This window comes from Thermincola sp. GK-1 (assembly GCF_059412445.1).
In genome coordinates this window covers 84913-100555 of record NZ_JBSQAT010000004.1, presented here as the reverse complement: position 1 = coordinate 100555, position 15643 = coordinate 84913, and the positions used below count along the sequence as shown (strand labels likewise).

Below are 15643 nucleotides of genomic sequence, written 5' to 3'. Positions count from 1 at the left end.
AATATTAAAGAGAGCCGTAGGTTTCCTCCGCTCAAGGACGAAATCTCCATTGGTCACCGCTCCCGCTTATGCGGCTCGCGGACCGATGGATGATTTTAGTCCCTGCTCCGGAAATCCTGCGGCTCTCTTTTATGTAAGTAGTTTAGCAGCAGAATCCTGAAGAATTCTTGCAACAGCAAGTGATAAATAACTGTAATCCCTTCCTGAATTATTATAAAAACTTTTTATTGCCACAATAGCAGGTATTAATAGCAAAATATTGTAATATTTATTAAGGAAATTATTTTATGTCAAGGAGGTATAAAATGGGAAACAAAAAATTAATCATCCTGACCGGTGCAATAATCGGGTTACTGGCACTGACCCTGGTCAAACTGGGGAATCCTGCCAATATGGGCGTATGTATTGCCTGCTTCCTCCGGGATGTCTCAGGAAGCCTGGGGCTCCACCAGGCCAAGTTGGTTCAATACATGCGACCGGAGATTCTCGGCATTGTTTTAGGGGCCTTCCTCACCGCAAGAGCAACAGGGGACTTTCGGGCTACCGGCGGTTCAAGCCCGCTGATTCGTTTTATACTGGGGCTTACCATGATGATAGGTATGCTGGTATTCCTCGGTTGCCCTTTACGCGTGGCACTTCGGTTAGGTGCAGGAGATCTGAATGCTCTGGTCGGATTAGCAGGATTAATAGCAGGCGTTGTGGCAGGAACTCTCCTCATCAGAAAAGGTTTTTCGCTGGGACGTGCCGGCAGTCAGCCGAAAGCTAACGGTTATGTTTTTCCCCTGATGGTTCTAGTCCTGTTAATCTTACTACTGACATCCCCTTCTCTCTTTGTCTTCAGCCAGGAAGGACCCGGTTCTATGCACGCTCCCCTGTTTATTTCCCTGAGCGCCGGTATTGTAATAGGTGCTCTTAGCCAGCGCTCACGCCTGTGTCTGGCCGGCGGAGTAAGAGATATGGTTTTGTTTAAAAATTTCCACCTCATTTCTGGATTTGCTGTGATCTTCGTGGTTGTTTTGGTCGGTAACCTGCTGACAGGGGGCTTTAAACCGGGTTTTGCCGAACAGCCTATTGCCCACACAGAAGCCCTCTGGAATTTTCTGGGTATGGCCCTGGCCGGTTTTTCGGCAGCTTTGCTGGGCGGATGCCCTCTCCGCCAGTTGGTCCTGGCTTCAGAAGGCAACTCAGATTCTGCTGTTACCGTATTGGGCATGCTGTTTGGAGCAGCCCTGGCCCATAACTTTGGTATCGCTGCCAGCCCCAAGGGAGTGCCTGCAAACGGACAGATAGCGGTTTTAATTGGGTTGGCCTTAACTGCAGCCATCGGTTACCTGTTCAGGAAATGGGAAACGAAAGGAAGTTTGTCAGTGAAATCATCTGTAAAAATGTTGGAATAAATACACTGAGGAGGGATTGGTTTTGAAAACTCTGGATGTTCGGGGACTGGCCTGCCCGGAACCGGTACTGACGGTCAGGAGGGAGCTTGAAGAAATGGTTACAGGTACCTTACAAGTCATGGTCAATTCAGGAGCCGCCAAAGACAATATTACCTTTATGGCCAAAAACCTGGGGTGGGAGATAGATGTCACAGATCAGGAAGATTATATAACTCTCACATTAAAAAAGTAGCATGCCATGAGAAAGGAAAAATGTTTTATAACTTTTCCAAGCTCATATCACGTTTTGCAGGCAGAGAAAATCCTCAGGGCCCGCGGTCTTGATTTCTCCGTCGTACCTATCCCCAGGGAAATCACATCAAGTTGTGGCATGGCCATAATGTATAACTGTTCTGAGCATGCAAAATACTTTAATGTTATTGAGAGCTCCCGTCTGCCCGTTGAAGACTTCCACCGGTTAAAGTTTACCGGAACTTCGAGTTTATGGGACAAACTCTTAAGATAAAAACAGGTAAGCTGAAATTAAGGAAAAGTAGCTTCCCGATAAGGGTTTCGGCTACTTTTCCTGATTTATAGCCCTAGGTTCCCTCACGAAAAGAAAAGTCAAATTTTACTTCTTTTTTGCCATACAGTACGGGCTCTGGCCAGTTCTGTCCCGCTGTCCTTGTCCAAAATGATATGTAAAAAGGTTGTCTGCCTCTCTCCTGCTTCCGTTTCTTTTATCCCGCATAATACCGTGGAACCGTAGCTTGTTTCTTTCTTATAAGCTATTTCCACGGAAGAAAGCAAAAACCCGTTGTGCACGGAGAGCGGCACCGTTTCCAGCAGCCATTCAACATATTTTGTGTTGTTCACATGATCGTTGGTATCAATATCGCTTAATCGCACCCTGAACTCCAGTTTAATTTCCGGCTCATCTACGACCGGTAAATCGGCAAATTCGTCTGCCACCATCCTCTCCGCCCCTGTACCATATGCATCATAAATATCCGGCGGTATCCTGACCGGCCGCTTGCGGCGCAAATCAAAGAAAACCCAGAGTGTGGTGGCTGCTCCGAGTACTCTACCCTCCCTGTCACTAATCCTGAATTCCCGGGTAGCATAAAACCGTTCAAACTTATAAGGCCATGTCTCAATATTTACTGTTTCACCCCATTGGGGGTATTTTTGCATATGTAAGGACCAACGGGTCAAAAGCCAACCCCGGCTGTTTGCCAACAGTTTCTCTATACCCCAGCCCACAGATTCTGAATGCCTGATGGCAGCTTCTTCAAGATAATTTAAAATGGCTACCGGCGATGCCTGCCGGTGGTTGTTGATTTCGTAATAATGAACAGGGATGCTTGTCTGATAGGGTTCCATTGCTTTGCTCCTTTCCAGTTATGCACAGTCAAAAAGTTCCACTACAATTATAACTTATATTGCGCAGTTTTTTAAGGCATAGGTTAGTAACTGTCACTGTAATGGTGAAACAACCGTTGCTCCGAGGCTACGCCTTCCTTCAACCACAGAAGGGTGGGTAGGGTTCTCCGCTACCAAGGAGCTTTATGCTGCAAAACCTGGCCAGGAAGTCCGGTAACCGCTATGGAGGTAAAACAACCGTTGCTTCGAGGTTACGGGCGGAGACAGTGTAAACTCCGTTCAGTTGAAATCGCTGAACCCGGCCAAATCGTCATCCGTGACTCGTGGCCGGGTTTCCGGCGTCCGTGCCGGAAACAGCGATTTCAAGCCTTCACTGTCGTTAACACTGTCTACCCGCCCTCCACCAAGTCGCAACTTATTGTTTTACCTCCACAGCAGCTAAGTGATTACGGAAGGGTGGGTGGGGTGCCAATGCTACCGTTAAGGAGCGACTGCGCCCGCAAAACCGCAGCAAGGCAGGCAGGGAGTTCCCGCATGTTTAAAGATGGCGAAGGCCGCCGGGAAGTCCGGCGTTCAACTCATGTTGAGTGCCCGGACGGGAGGCGGCCTGACTCGTGACAAATGCACTATGAGCCATCAAGTTCGGGAACTCTGCCTTCCTGGCAAGGGTTTGCAGCACCAAGCTCCGGGGCAGCCGGGTCACCCCTCCCACCCTTCCGCCACCAGATGTTAAAGGCAGCAGGGAATTTGCAATTTTTGCCGAAAGCATATACCAAATCGTTTCTAAAACATATGGTGGAGGAACCTTTATGCCTAAAAAAGAATCCAAACAATTGGACAACCAGTTATTTCAACTGCAGTTAGCCTTTGCCGGTTTATCTTTATACCGGAACCTCCTGACAACAGATGCCGGTACACAGTTATACAACCTCCTAAGCCTGTTAAGAGCCAAGGAAGTGGAGCCTCTGGAAATTGTATCCGCTTACCATACTTTACTGCATACCCTGTGCAAGGACGCGGAGTTATCGGGAGAGCCCTGTGTGGGCGATGCCTGGCAGAACTTTTTACTTGATTTCATAATTACTGATGAAAACCCTTTTTCCCTGCAGGCCCAAAAAATGTCCCTGAGAGATATGAGTCCTTCCCTGATCAAAGCGGCCGGTTACGACATGAAGCTGCTGCAGCAGTTATTTTACGCCACATCCGTTGTTAAAAAGGCTTGTGGATTTGCTTCAGATTCAGCATACCCGGACTGGCACGTCTTTGGGGGCCAAAACCCACCAAGTAATACTAACCTGGAAAACCACCAAATAAAAAACATGTTTATGGAAACTCCCGCTTGGGAATCCTGCCTGGAAAAACTGGCAGACTTTTACCAGCAGAAAGGCTGTGGAATTTTCGCCAAGTATATTGCCTTCAAATGGTCCGGAGAGGATAAAAAGTTAAAGGGGATTCCCCAGCCGGACCCCGTCAGGCTGGATAATCTGGTAGGATATAAAACGGAACGAAAGGTAGTTATTGACAATACCAGGCAATTTATTGCCGGTTATCCGGCCAATAATATTTTATTATACGGAGACCGGGGCACGGGCAAATCGTCAACGGTCAAGGCCCTGTTAAACGAGTTTTTCATAAAAGGGCTCCGGCTGGTGGAAATGACCAAAAAGCAGTTGTCTGACCTACCAAGCCTGTTGGATGTCCTGAAACGTCATCCGCAAAAATTTATTATTTTTGTCGATGACCTTTCCTTTGAAGAAACCGAAACAGAATACCTGGCCCTGAAAGCGATTTTGGAAGGAAGCCTGGAAGCACGCCCGGCCAATGTGTTGATTTATGCCACATCAAACAGACGCCACTTGGTAAAAGAAAAATTCAGCGACAGGACTGTTTCTACAGTATACAAGGATTCGGAGGAAATCAGGATTCAGGATACGATGCAGGAGAAACTGTCATTGTCGGACCGTTTCGGGATAACGGTGATATTCCCTGCTCCTGACCAAAAAACCTACCTGGAAATAGTGGAAAATCTGGCTATCCAGAGAAGCATCGCATTGGACCCCGCTGTTTTGAGGCAGCGGGCGATACAGTGGTCCATGCTACACAACGGTCGCTCCGGCAGGTCGGCAAAACAGTTTATCGATCAATTGGAAGGTGAACTGGCCCTGGAAAAAACACATTTTTGACAGTTAGGAAAAATAATGAGGGGGCCGTTCACGTATGAACTGAGCCCCTTTCAAACTTCCCTCTTTAGTGGTTTTTTTATGTTTTACCTGACCCCACCAAAAACAATACAGGAATTATAATAGCCAACAAAGACACCGCTGAGCACCTGCCCGTACAAGCTGTGCAAAGGCCGTTAAAATTACGGTAAAAGTCTATGGACGCCAATATCAACCCAGCGGCTAAAACCGTATACAATATCACCCTATAGGTTAAAGCGCTGCCTGATTTCATAAAATTCCCCCACAGTCTCATCAAAAATCTTCCTGATTTTTCAATAATTTGTCCAAGGAGGGTTTGCCACAGGCTCTCATATTCTGCACTCTAGCTCCAATTTTTTTGGAAGATAAAGGCTTTTCCTTACGATTATATTAAAATTATATTACAAAAATAGGTCGGTTTCCATAAAAAATTAACAAAACGGCAAAAAAAATGGTAGAGAGTATTTCTCTACCAAATGGAAAATGGGTTTAACAGGTTTAGAAATAAAAATCCTGGCCTCAAAAGAAACCAGGAAAACCGTTAACTTTATCCGGTACTTCCCTTTCTCCCGAAGGGCGCTGCACCTTTGTCCCAGGCAGGTCTCCTGACTCATGGCTCAACGCTTCCCAAACCTTCCCCGGAAATCCGAGTGGCCTTCTTTGGGTTGCTCCCCATTCACAGTGGCGGGACCGTACAGGATTTTCACCTGTTTCCCTATTATCCCTTATAAGGGCACCTGAAACAAATCCAATTTTAAGTTCTTAAAAATTATAACATAATCCTTTCGAAAAGTCTACCGTAAAAAACGAATTTAAGGGTGGCAAAAACGCCACCCTTTGCTTAATTGCAGCCTGTATTCCTGAATTTGGTTTCTTTATTTGGTACTGACTGCACTTTCGCCACCTACAGCTGCCTGGGCTGCTGCCAGACGGGCAATAGGCACGCGGAACGGAGAACAGCTGACATAATCCATGCCTACCCGGTGACAGAAGGCGATGGAACTGGGCTCGCCTCCATGTTCACCGCAGATACCCACTTTGAGTTTTGGGTTGGCTTGCCGGCCGAGTTCGGTACCCATTTTAACCAATTTGCCCACACCGCCCTGGTCGAGGACAATAAAGGGGTTATCGGTAAGAATTTTCTTGGCCAGGTAATCCTGTAGGAACTTACCTTCAGCATCGTCCCGGCTAAAGCCCAGGGTGGTCTGGGTCAGGTCATTGGTGCCAAAGGAGAAGAAATCAGCAAATTCCGCAATCTCATCGGCTGTGACAGCAGCTCTCGGCATCTCAATCATCGTTCCTACATGGATATCAAAAGTAACACCTGTTTCTTCCTGTACTTGTTTGGCTATTTCAACGGCCTGTTCACGCAGCATCCTGAGCTCGTTGGCATGAATAACCAGCGGGATCATAACCTCCGGCTTAGCATCAACACCTTCCTTCACTAACTGCGCCGTAGCCTGGTAAATAGCGCGAACCTGCATAGCATAAATTTCCGGGAAGGTTACGCCCAGACGGCAGCCCCGGTGCCCAAGCATGGGGTTAAACTCATGCAGTTGACGTACTTTCTTGAGCAGTTCTTCTTTTTCAGCAATAACCTTGGGATCCCCATTAGTACATTTCAACTCGGCGATCTCAACGGCCAGTTCTTCCTGGTTGGGCAGGAACTCATGCAGTGGTGGGTCAAGCAACCGGATGTAAACAGGGAAACCTGCCATGGCCTTTAAAATGCCGTAAAAATCTCCCTGCTGCATGGGCAGTAATTTTTCCAGAGCGGCATTTCTTTCTTCCAGGGTTTCGGCCAAAATCATCTGCTGAACAACAGGCAGTCTATCCTGAGCCATAAACATGTGCTCGGTACGACAGAGGCCGATACCTTCAGCGCCAAATTCCCGTGCCCTGGCTGCGTCTTCTGGAGTATCAGCATTAGCCCTTACGGACATGGTTCTCAGTTCATCGGCCCAGCAAAGCAGTTTCTGGAATTCACCGGAAATCTCCGGGTCAATCATGGGCACTTCACCAAGAATGACCTGGCCGGTAGCGCCATCGATAGAAATTACGTCGCCCTCTTTAACTGTAACACCGTCAACAGTAAAATATTTGCCTTCGTAATTAATTTTGATTGCTTCACAGCCGCATACACAAGGTTTACCCATACCGCGGGCAACAACGGCTGCGTGGCTGGTCATACCGCCACGGCTGGTCAATACGCCCTGAGCTTCCACAATGCCGTGGATATCATCAGGTGTTGTCTCGGTCCGTACCAACACAACTTTTACGCCCTGCTGGCCCAATTTTTCGGCCTCGTCAGCATCGAATACTACCTGGCCGCAGGCAGCGCCGGGAGAGGCAGGTAATCCTTTAGCGATTACTTCAAATTTGGCATTGGGGTCAATTCTCCGGTGGAGGAGTTGGTCTAACTGACCGGGCTCTACTCTTAAGATAGCTTCTTTCTTATCAATAAGGCCTTCTTCTACCATATCCACCGCTATCTTGATAGCAGCCGGCGCTGTCCTCTTTCCATGACGGGTCTGTAATATGTACAACTTACCTCTTTCAATAGTAAACTCAATATCCTGCATGTTCTTGTAGTGGTTTTCGAGGAGCTTGCAGATATCAAGAAACTGTTGGTAGATTTCTGGCATTTCCTCTTCCAACTTGCTGATGGGCTGCGGAGTTCTGATACCGGCAACTACGTCTTCGCCCTGCGCGTTAATAAGATACTCGCCGTAAAGCTTTTTTTCACCGGTAGACGGGTTCCTGGTAAAGGCGACGCCGGTACCGCAGTCATTACCCATATTACCGAAAACCATTAGCTGAACGTTCACGGCTGTACCCAGATCATCGGGGATACCGTTAAGCTTCCGGTAAACTATGGCCCTTTGGTTGTTCCAGGAGCCAAATACGGCAGTAACAGCGCCGAATAACTGTTCCATGGGGTCTTCGGGGAATGGTTTTCCCGTTTCTCTTAAAACTACATTCTTGTATTCGGCAACTATTGCTCTTAAATCTTCAGCATCCAGTTCCGTGTCGTAATGAACGCCTTTTTTCTCCTTTTGGGCTTCTAAAACATTTTCAAATTTATAATGATCTACACCCAGAACTACGTTGCTGTACATTTGGATAAATCTGCGGTAGCAGTCCAGAACAAAGCGTTCATTCTGAGTGGCTTCGATCATACCCTGGCAGGTTTGTTCATTGAGCCCCAGGTTCAGAATGGTATCCATCATACCGGGCATCGAAAACTTGGCCCCAGAACGAACGGATACCAGTAACGGGTTTTTGGCGTCCCCAAACTTTTTCCCGGCCATTTCCTCAAGGCTGGCCAACTTTTCTTTAAGCTCTTCTTCCAATCCTTCAGGCCACTTTTTGCCCTGGGCATAATATTCGTTGCATGCCTCTGTGGTAATGGTCAATCCTGGTGGCACGGGAAGACCGATGTTTGTCATTTCCGCCAGGTTAGCGCCCTTGCCTCCCAGCAAATCCCTCATATCCGCTTTGCCTTCTTTAAACAGGTAAACATACTTCTTATTTGCCATATCCATCCCCCTTATTAACTATTTCTAAAACTTTACTGGCCGTTTCTTCCACGGCTTTGTTAGTAACATCAATAATAGGGCAGTTGATTTTACGCATAATTTCTTCTGCATAGTCCAGTTCCTTTAAAATTCGTTCCATGCTGGCATAATCGGCCCCGGATTTTAACCCAAGGGTCTTTAGTCGTTCACGGCGGATTTCGTTTAGCTGTTCGGGTTTAATCGTTAAGCCAATTACTTTCTTCGGAGGCAGGATAAAAAGATCGGCCGGAGCTGCCACTTCCGGGACCAGAGGAATATTGGTAGCTTTCACCCTTTTATGTGCCAGATACATGCATAAGGGGGTTTTACCGGTCCGGGATACCCCAATGATGACCACATCGGCATAATTTATCCCTCTGGGGTCCTTTCCGTCATCATATTTGACGGCAAATTCTATGGCCTCGACTTTCCGAAAATATTCTTTGTCCAACTTATGGAGAAGGCCCGGCTTCATCTTTGGCGTTTTGTCCAGCATATTGGCCAGGGCCTCCACCATTGGCCCCATAATATCCACAGCCGTTACACCCAGGTTTACCGTTTCCTGCACAAGGGCATCACGAAGTTCCGGGAGCACCAGTGTATATGCAATTATTGCAGGCTCCTGTTTGGCTTCAGCTACAATCTCTTTGATATGATGGACATTATTAACATAGGGAATTGTCCTTATATCAATATTTCCTCCGTTGAACTGGCTTGCCGCAGCTCTTACAACGAATTCTGCTGTTTCTCCTACCGAGTCGGATACCACGTAAACTTTTGGCTGCATTGTATCGGTTGAAACACCTTCACCTCCTAACGGGTTTCGCCTAACTCAACAAAGAGCTTGGTAATAGTTGTTTTTGTTATCCTGCCGGTAACCCGCAATTTTTCTTCGCCGTTGGCCAGGGTTTTCACTTCCACAACGGGCAGGGCATCAATTTCCCTGGACACCAGTTTCTGAGCAGCGAGCAAAATGGGGTCATCAGGATTGATTGTAACTACATTGGGCATCTTAGTCATCACAACCATTACCGGCACTTTGGAAACATCCATGCCACCCATGGTTGCTTTTAAAAGATCTTTTCTGGAAACCACCCCTTCCAGGTAACCATTTTTAGTAATAAACAATGTTCCTACATCTTCCATAAACATGCTGACAATAGCATCGTAAACGCTGACTTGCTCATCAAGAACAAAAGGAAAAGAACAAACATCTTTTACTTTAATTTTATTGATCCTCTGGGCAACCAGACTATTAATCGTTTTCCCGGTAAAAATATAACCGACCCGCGGCCGGGCTTCCAAAATGCCGGCCATAGTCAACAGGGTTAGGTCAGGGCGTAAGGTTGCCCTGATCAGGGACAGTTTTTCAGCAATTTGTCTACCGGTAATAGGGCCTTCCTGCTTGACTATTTCTACGATTTGTTCCTGGCGTTTGGTAAGTTCCACTTCGGTCACTACCCTCCCTGAAGACAATGTGTTATACTAATAGAACAAATATACTATATAATTATACGCGATATTTGAGAAAAGTCCTGCCTTTTTGTACTAATGTTCTACATTTTTTACCCAGAAAATATAGTATTTAACCATTTGCCGACATAGACCGATTTTTCAAAAAAGACCTTAAGGTTCCCTCAAGGCGGGAGCCGGATTTATCCGTCTTTACCCGCTAGACTCTACACGCCAACTGAAATATAAGCGTAAAAAGGAACCCTAAGGTCTCTTAATATCATACAAACATGTGGAACAAAACCAACTTCACGGCTCGCTTTGTCATTTACTGGACAATTTTGGTCAGGTCGGCTATGGGCAGCATCAAGTTAGTAATCTGCTTTAACAGCGCTAACCGGTTATTCTTAATCTGTTCATCGTCAACCATTACCATAACTTGCTCAAAGTAATTATCTATGGGCTGCTGAAGGAGAGCAAACCGCTGAAACAACTGCCTGTACTGCCCTTCTTTCAGGTAAGTCCTAAACTCTTCGGAAGCTGTCAAAAATTCTTTATAAAGGGCTTTTTCAGCTTCTTCCTTTAATAGTGCAGGTTCAATATCTTCAGTCTCGGCTTTATTAGCCAGATTTGCCACCCGGTTATAAGCCCTTAACAACTTATCAAAAATTTCCTGGTTGCGCAGGTTGGTCAGCGCCTCTGCCCTATTGACCGTATCAATCAAATCATCGTAACCCGATGCCAGGACAGCTTCAATTACATCGTAGCTGATGGCCTTGTTTTCCAGGATATTCTTAATCCGCTGCCGGAAAAATTCCAGCACTTCGGCAACAGTCTCCTCCTTATTTAATTTTGCTTCGATTTTTCCTTCATAATTGTCATATGCCCGTTTTACCATCGCGCTTAAAGAAACCCGCAGGCCGGAATTAACAATGACATGACAGATTCCCAATGCCTGGCGCCTCAGTGCATAGGGGTCCTGGGAACCGGTAGGCTGGATACCGACAGCGAAACACCCGACTACCGTATCCATTTTATCGGCAATACTCAATATCTGGCCTGCTTTTGCTTCCGGTAAAATATCGCCGGCAAACCTGGGCAGGTAGTGTTCGAATATAGCTTCCGCTACCGCATCGGTTTCGCCGCTGTGCCGGGCATAGTCTTTACCCATTACCCCCTGCAGTTCGGGAAATTCATATACCATGTTGCTTACCAGGTCAGCTTTGCAAAGGTAGCCGGCCCTTTTAATGGTTTCCTGTACAGCGCCATCAATTTGCAGTGCTTCGGCGAGATAAGTTCCCAGCTTGATAATTCGTTCAACCTTGTCGTAAACAGTACCCAGGCTTTCCTGAAAAACGATTTTCTTAAGTTTGTCCACGTTTTCGGCCAAGGGTACTTTTAAGTCCTCGTCATAGAAGAATTTTGCATCGGCTAACCTGGCCCGGAGAACTTTTTCATTGCCTTCCCTGACCAGGTCATTATTAATGCCATTACTGATGGCGATAAACTTGTCCAGCAACTGGCCATCCTCTTTTTCCACGGGAAAATACCGCTGGTGTTCCCGCATAGGCGTAACTACCACTTCTTTTGGTAGTTTCAGAAAATCAGGTTCGAAACTTCCTGTCAAGGCAACGGGATATTCTACCAGGTGGACAACTTCATCAAGGAGTTCTCTAAAATCATCATCTTCCTTAAAATAACCGCCCGCCTGTTTGGTTAAAGCTTCTACCTCCCTGGTTATCCGCCTCTTTCTTTCCTCAGGATCTATGACAACAAATAATTCCTTTTCTATCCGCCGAAAATAATCAGCAGGATTGGCAATTTCTGCCTCACCTTTGCCTAAAAAACGGTGGCCCTTAGTAGTTCTGCCGCTTACGGTGCCGGCAACCTGAAAATTAATAACATCTTCCCCGTACAGAGCCAAAATCCACCTGATAGGCCGCACAAAGCGCATCTCATGATCAGCCCAGCGCATGGGTTTGGGGAAACTGAGCCCGTTAATCAACTGCAGGCAAAATTCCGGCAGCAATTCTGCCACATTGCGGCCTTCTTCCCTTTTGACTGCAAAGACGTATTCCCCGGCCCCCGTATTTTTAACTACCAGGTCTTCTACTGCTACACCCTGGCTCCGGGCGAAGCCCAAAGCAGCTTTTGTGGGCTGCCCCTGCTCGTCATAGGCGGCTTTCACGGAAGGACCTTTAGCCTCGCTTTCTGCCGATTCCTGGGTTTCCCCCAAATTGCTGATGCTTACCACCAACCGCCTGGGAGTTCCATATACCTGCACTGCTCCCTTTTCATCCGGCGTCTTAAACCTGTATTCTTTTATCAATTCGCCCGTTATGGCCCCAAGCTGCACCAAAGCATCATCCATAAATCTGGCCGGAATTTCTTCTGTCCCGATTTCCAGTAAAAAATCTTTGGCCATGACTTACTTTCCCCCTTTCTTCAATAAGGGAAAGCCCATCCTCTCCCTTTGTTCGACATATGCCTGCGCACATAACCTGGCCATGTTTCTCACTCTGGCGATATATCCTTGCCGTTCAGTAACACTGATGGCCCCCCGGGCGTCTAATAAATTAAAGGTGTGGGAACATTTCAACACATAATCATAGGCCGGCAGGACAAAACCTTTTTCAATTACCCTGACAGCCTCTTTTTCAAACATGTTAAAGGCGTTAAAAAGCATATCAGTGTCGGCAATTTCAAAATTGTAGTGCGAGTGTTCAACTTCTCCCTGGTGGTGAACGTCGCCGTAAGTTATTCCGTCCACCCAGATGATATCGAAGACACTGTCTTTCTTTTGAATAAATGTAGCCAACCGCTCCAGGCCATAGGTAATTTCAGCACAGACAGGTTTGCAGTCTAAGCCGCCGCACTGTTGAAAATATGTAAACTGAGTGATTTCCATGCCGTCAAGCCATACTTCCCAGCCCAACCCCCAAGCGCCCAAAGTAGGGGATTCCCAGTTGTCTTCCACAAATCTAATATCGTGTTCTTCGGGGTTGATACCAATGGCCCGCAAACTATCCAGGTAAATTTCCACCACATTTTCCGGGTGCGGCTTCAAAATAACCTGGTATTGATAATAATGTTGCAAGCGGTTGGGGTTATCCCCATAACGCCCGTCAGTAGGCCGCCTGGATGGCTCTACATAAGCCACATTCCACGGTTCCGGTCCCAGGACCCGTAAAAATGTGGCGGGATTCATGGTACCTGCCCCTTTTTCAACATCGTAAGGCTGTTGAATAATACAGTTGCGTTCAGACCAAAACTTATTGAGAGTTAAAATAATGTCCTGAAAATTCATATAAACCTCCCCTTTTTGAAGTTTATAATTGACAATTGATAACTGATAATTGACTACAAGCTGCAGGGTTATGGTTAATTGTCAACTATAAATTGCCAATTAAAAAACCTCCCATCCCCGGCAAATTGCCAGGGACGAGAGGAATTTCCCGCGGTTCCACCCTGCTTGGCCAAAAAACATTGACCCACTTTCTTTTCTGCAGGCTTTACTCAGGCCAGGGCCCTTTCCTCCTGCCGTTCAGGAGCGCCTTTCCCCGTATGCCTCTGGCCGGATTTCCACCACCACCGGCTCTCTTGGCAGTAAACATACGGCTACTTTCTCCCTCATCACGCAACATTATCCATTTTGATAATACTTTAGCAAATTAGATATTAAAAGTCAAGCAGGCAACTTAATGCCGGACGTCCATATATTCATTGGTCGGGTTATTGGCCGGTTTTGCTTCGTCTGAATTATTTTCGTCATCTTTCCTATTTTTCTCCAGTTCCAGAGTTACTTTGTTAGCCATGGCCGCAATGGTACCTATACCGGCAACAAGAGCTAACTGGGTGTTGGCCAAGGCCCCCAGCACCCCCAGCGCCCCCAAGGTAGCCGGTACTTCAAACAAGGTCTTGTCACCCTGTTTGACTTTTATCTTCGTATCAGTTCCCTTTTTTATATAGGTTTTAATTTGGTTTATCACTTCTTCGCCTTTTTTCTGAGCGCGGTCTGACCAGTTCTCGCTCGCCTGTTCTTCCAGCAAAACCAAAGCTTCAATAATATCACCATTGGTTTTTTCCAAAGCTTCTTTGGCTTCCCGGTAAGAGACGTCTAACCTTTCACGAATAATATCTATCTTTTCCAAGTCCAGGTCCACTGTCATTTTAAAGCCTCCTTTCTGCTTTATAGTTTGTGCAAATCATCCGAATTTATTGTAGAACGGTATCGAGGAAAACAGTTGATTTTAACTTCCGCTCAATCCGTTCATCGATATAATGTCTCAAAATAGCCGCGATTTCTTGCTGTCTTTCTTCGGGAACTTTGAGAACCTGTAGCCGGCGAATATCCCATTTTAACAATTGTTGCATAGTTTTTAGACTGCCCATTTGTATAGTTGTAGCAAATGGGTCATGGCCGGAACATTCATCACATAAACCCCCACCAAGGCGGGAACTGAACCTGACTTTCGCAGCATTGCCTGCCACGGGTCCGTGACAATGAACACAACTCTCCAACTGCGGGCAGTATCCTAAAATATTTAACAGCTTTAATTCAAAAGCCCGCACCAACAGGCCTGGATTATCTTTTAACAAAAGGTAAAAAGTTGTCAGCAATAAAAGAAAAACCTGCTCATTCGGCTCTCCTTCGGCCGTAAAACCATCCACCAATTCCGTTAAATAAGTGGAATAAGCCAGTTTAACAAGGTCTTCCCGCAAGTGACTGAACGATTCTTTGGGTTCACATTGGGTTATCGTATCCAGAGAACGTCCCTGATAAAGGAGGAAATTACCGTATGTAAAAGGCTGGACCGCTCCCCTTTTGCGACTTTTTGTTTTTCGGCTGCCTTTCGCTATAGCCTGCACTTTTCCACGGCTATAGGTGTATAAAGTCACTATCCTATCGGCTTCCGAAAAATCCCGGACCCGTAGCACCAAAGCATCAGTTTTATATAATCTCATCATGTCCCACTTCTTTTCATAAATGTATAGCTACGGGTTACCTATTCGACAAGGGCAAGCGGATTCCTTTTCCTTCAATATTCGCCTCCCGTTGCCACATTCTGAGTTTCCGCGGAATTATTGCCTGTTAGCGCCATTTCTTCGTTACTATAATCTTTATATAGCAAATAAGCGCCAATGTGTCCGGTATTTTCAAATAACTTCCAAAATACATCACTGCTGACCATCGCAAGCAACCCCTTTCCGCTCAGGTGAATCTTGCATACACTAAAGTATATGCAGCTAAATATTTTCCTTTTAAACCTTATTCAATTTTTACAGTATTAGATTGACCGGAAGAGATGCAGACTATACTAGCTGGTTAATTCCAGTTTCACCTTAAAAAAACTGGTTTAATGTAAAAGTACAAGTCTGCATTGACATTTTAAAACTTACATCATATACTAAAATCAGCAAAAAGGATTTCCGTTTTTCATTTTCTTAACTTAAACAGAATCAAAAACCCCATTCTTTGTTAGGTGAGGCTTCTGCATAGACCATACGCCACTGCCCGGAAATGTCGAGAGACGCCAATGGGTCAACAGGTACTACCGGATTAAGGTTTTACCTAATGTGGCTGAGTTGTAGAACTCTAGCTATGTATGTGCCAAAGCTCAGACGAGGAAGGTGGTCGCGATATGCATTTTTGTTTTATCGTAAACATCTTCTT

Annotated in this window: 15 protein-coding genes and 2 riboswitches; of the genes, 5 read left to right on the top strand and 10 right to left on the bottom strand. The window is 46.1% G+C overall.

Going from position 1 to position 15643, the window contains the following annotated elements:
- Positions 1-305 precede the first annotated feature (305 nt).
- The 3 genes from yedE to ACSNJE_RS05155 are packed head-to-tail and all read left to right on the top strand — an operon-like array spanning position 306 to position 1902.
- Positions 306-1397 carry a YedE family putative selenium transporter gene (yedE, locus tag ACSNJE_RS05165; protein WP_013121231.1) on the top strand — a complete coding sequence of 364 codons (1092 nt, stop codon included), beginning with the start codon at positions 306-308 and terminating at the stop codon, positions 1395-1397.
- A gap of 22 nt (positions 1398-1419) precedes the next feature.
- Positions 1420-1629 (top strand): sulfurtransferase TusA family protein, encoded by a 210-nt coding sequence (locus ACSNJE_RS05160; RefSeq protein WP_013121232.1) that lies wholly within the window; start codon positions 1420-1422, stop codon positions 1627-1629.
- 6 nt (positions 1630-1635) lie between these two features.
- Complete coding sequence (locus ACSNJE_RS05155; protein ID WP_013121233.1) at positions 1636-1902, top strand: putative Se/S carrier protein; 267 nt, start codon at positions 1636-1638, stop codon at positions 1900-1902.
- A 98-nt stretch (positions 1903-2000) separates the two neighbouring features.
- On the opposite strand, the gene ACSNJE_RS05150 is transcribed toward ACSNJE_RS05155, so the two are convergent.
- The gene (locus tag ACSNJE_RS05150) at positions 2001-2759 is read right to left on the bottom strand and encodes an acyl-[acyl-carrier-protein] thioesterase (RefSeq protein WP_013121234.1); all 759 of its coding nucleotides are present in this window, start codon (positions 2757-2759) and stop codon (positions 2001-2003) included.
- A 279-nt stretch (positions 2760-3038) separates the two neighbouring features.
- A complete protein-coding gene (locus ACSNJE_RS05145; protein WP_474658929.1) occupies positions 3039-3173 on the bottom strand; it encodes a hypothetical protein in 135 nt (44 codons plus the stop codon).
- 57 nt (positions 3174-3230) lie between these two features.
- On the opposite strand from ACSNJE_RS05145, the gene ACSNJE_RS05140 reads away from it, so the two are divergent.
- Both ACSNJE_RS05140 and ACSNJE_RS05135 read left to right on the top strand, forming a co-directional pair.
- Positions 3231-3377, top strand: coding sequence for a hypothetical protein (locus tag ACSNJE_RS05140; protein WP_474658927.1), 147 nt, complete (start codon positions 3231-3233; stop codon positions 3375-3377).
- A 191-nt stretch (positions 3378-3568) separates the two neighbouring features.
- The gene (locus ACSNJE_RS05135) at positions 3569-4942 is read left to right on the top strand and encodes an ATP-binding protein (RefSeq protein ID WP_495252147.1); all 1374 of its coding nucleotides are present in this window, start codon (positions 3569-3571) and stop codon (positions 4940-4942) included.
- A gap of 596 nt (positions 4943-5538) precedes the next feature.
- Positions 5539-5716: riboswitch (cobalamin riboswitch) on the bottom strand.
- 119 nt (positions 5717-5835) lie between these two features.
- On the opposite strand, the gene ppdK is transcribed toward ACSNJE_RS05135, so the two are convergent.
- The 8 genes from ppdK to ACSNJE_RS05095 all read right to left on the bottom strand — a co-directional run bounded on the left by ppdK (position 5836) and on the right by ACSNJE_RS05095 (position 15161).
- On the bottom strand, positions 5836-8499 hold the full coding sequence (gene ppdK, locus ACSNJE_RS05130) for a pyruvate, phosphate dikinase (RefSeq protein ID WP_474658923.1): 2664 nt from the start codon (positions 8497-8499) through the stop codon (positions 5836-5838).
- Positions 8489-9304, bottom strand: coding sequence for a pyruvate, water dikinase regulatory protein (locus tag ACSNJE_RS05125; RefSeq protein ID WP_013121238.1), 816 nt, complete (start codon positions 9302-9304; stop codon positions 8489-8491). The genes ppdK and ACSNJE_RS05125 overlap by 11 nt, the downstream gene beginning before the upstream one ends.
- A gap of 26 nt (positions 9305-9330) precedes the next feature.
- Positions 9331-9966, bottom strand: coding sequence for a transcriptional regulator CcpN (gene ccpN / locus ACSNJE_RS05120; protein ID WP_013121239.1), 636 nt, complete (start codon positions 9964-9966; stop codon positions 9331-9333).
- 331 nt (positions 9967-10297) lie between these two features.
- Positions 10298-12394, bottom strand: coding sequence for a glycine--tRNA ligase subunit beta (gene glyS / locus ACSNJE_RS05115; protein WP_495252146.1), 2097 nt, complete (start codon positions 12392-12394; stop codon positions 10298-10300).
- A 3-nt stretch (positions 12395-12397) separates the two neighbouring features.
- A complete protein-coding gene (gene glyQ / locus ACSNJE_RS05110; protein WP_052219135.1) occupies positions 12398-13276 on the bottom strand; it encodes a glycine--tRNA ligase subunit alpha in 879 nt (292 codons plus the stop codon).
- 391 nt (positions 13277-13667) lie between these two features.
- Positions 13668-14138, bottom strand: a complete 471-nt coding sequence (locus ACSNJE_RS05105; RefSeq protein WP_013121242.1) for a DUF4342 domain-containing protein — start codon at positions 14136-14138, stop codon at positions 13668-13670.
- Between the two features lie 46 nt (positions 14139-14184).
- Positions 14185-14934 carry a DNA repair protein RecO gene (gene recO / locus ACSNJE_RS05100; protein WP_495252145.1) on the bottom strand — a complete coding sequence of 250 codons (750 nt, stop codon included), beginning with the start codon at positions 14932-14934 and terminating at the stop codon, positions 14185-14187.
- 74 nt (positions 14935-15008) lie between these two features.
- Complete coding sequence (locus ACSNJE_RS05095) at positions 15009-15161, bottom strand: YqzL family protein (RefSeq protein ID WP_083436985.1); 153 nt, start codon at positions 15159-15161, stop codon at positions 15009-15011.
- Positions 15162-15437: 276 nt separating this feature from the next.
- A riboswitch (M-box (ykoK) riboswitch) is annotated at positions 15438-15607 on the top strand.
- The last annotated feature ends 36 nt before the right edge of the window (positions 15608-15643 follow it).

What these genes read in the sequence shown, in the direction of transcription:
- yedE (WP_013121231.1), top strand. Translation starts at nt 306, where the DNA reads ATGGGAAACAAAAAATTAATCATCCTGACCGGTGCAATAATCGGGTTA.
- ACSNJE_RS05155 (WP_013121233.1), top strand. Translation starts at nt 1,636, where the DNA reads ATGAGAAAGGAAAAATGTTTTATAACTTTTCCAAGCTCATATCACGTT.
- ACSNJE_RS05150 (WP_013121234.1), bottom strand. Translation starts at nt 2,759, where the DNA reads ATGGAACCCTATCAGACAAGCATCCCTGTTCATTATTACGAAATCAAC.
- ACSNJE_RS05140 (WP_474658927.1), top strand. Translation starts at nt 3,231, where the DNA reads ATGCTACCGTTAAGGAGCGACTGCGCCCGCAAAACCGCAGCAAGGCAG.
- ACSNJE_RS05135 (WP_495252147.1), top strand. Translation starts at nt 3,569, where the DNA reads ATGCCTAAAAAAGAATCCAAACAATTGGACAACCAGTTATTTCAACTG.
- ppdK (WP_474658923.1), bottom strand. Translation starts at nt 8,499, where the DNA reads ATGGCAAATAAGAAGTATGTTTACCTGTTTAAAGAAGGCAAAGCGGAT.
- ACSNJE_RS05125 (WP_013121238.1), bottom strand. Translation starts at nt 9,304, where the DNA reads ATGCAGCCAAAAGTTTACGTGGTATCCGACTCGGTAGGAGAAACAGCA.
- glyS (WP_495252146.1), bottom strand. Translation starts at nt 12,394, where the DNA reads ATGGCCAAAGATTTTTTACTGGAAATCGGGACAGAAGAAATTCCGGCC.
- glyQ (WP_052219135.1), bottom strand. Translation starts at nt 13,276, where the DNA reads ATGAATTTTCAGGACATTATTTTAACTCTCAATAAGTTTTGGTCTGAA.
- ACSNJE_RS05105 (WP_013121242.1), bottom strand. Translation starts at nt 14,138, where the DNA reads ATGACAGTGGACCTGGACTTGGAAAAGATAGATATTATTCGTGAAAGG.
- recO (WP_495252145.1), bottom strand. Translation starts at nt 14,934, where the DNA reads ATGAGATTATATAAAACTGATGCTTTGGTGCTACGGGTCCGGGATTTT.
- ACSNJE_RS05095 (WP_083436985.1), bottom strand. Translation starts at nt 15,161, where the DNA reads ATGGTCAGCAGTGATGTATTTTGGAAGTTATTTGAAAATACCGGACAC.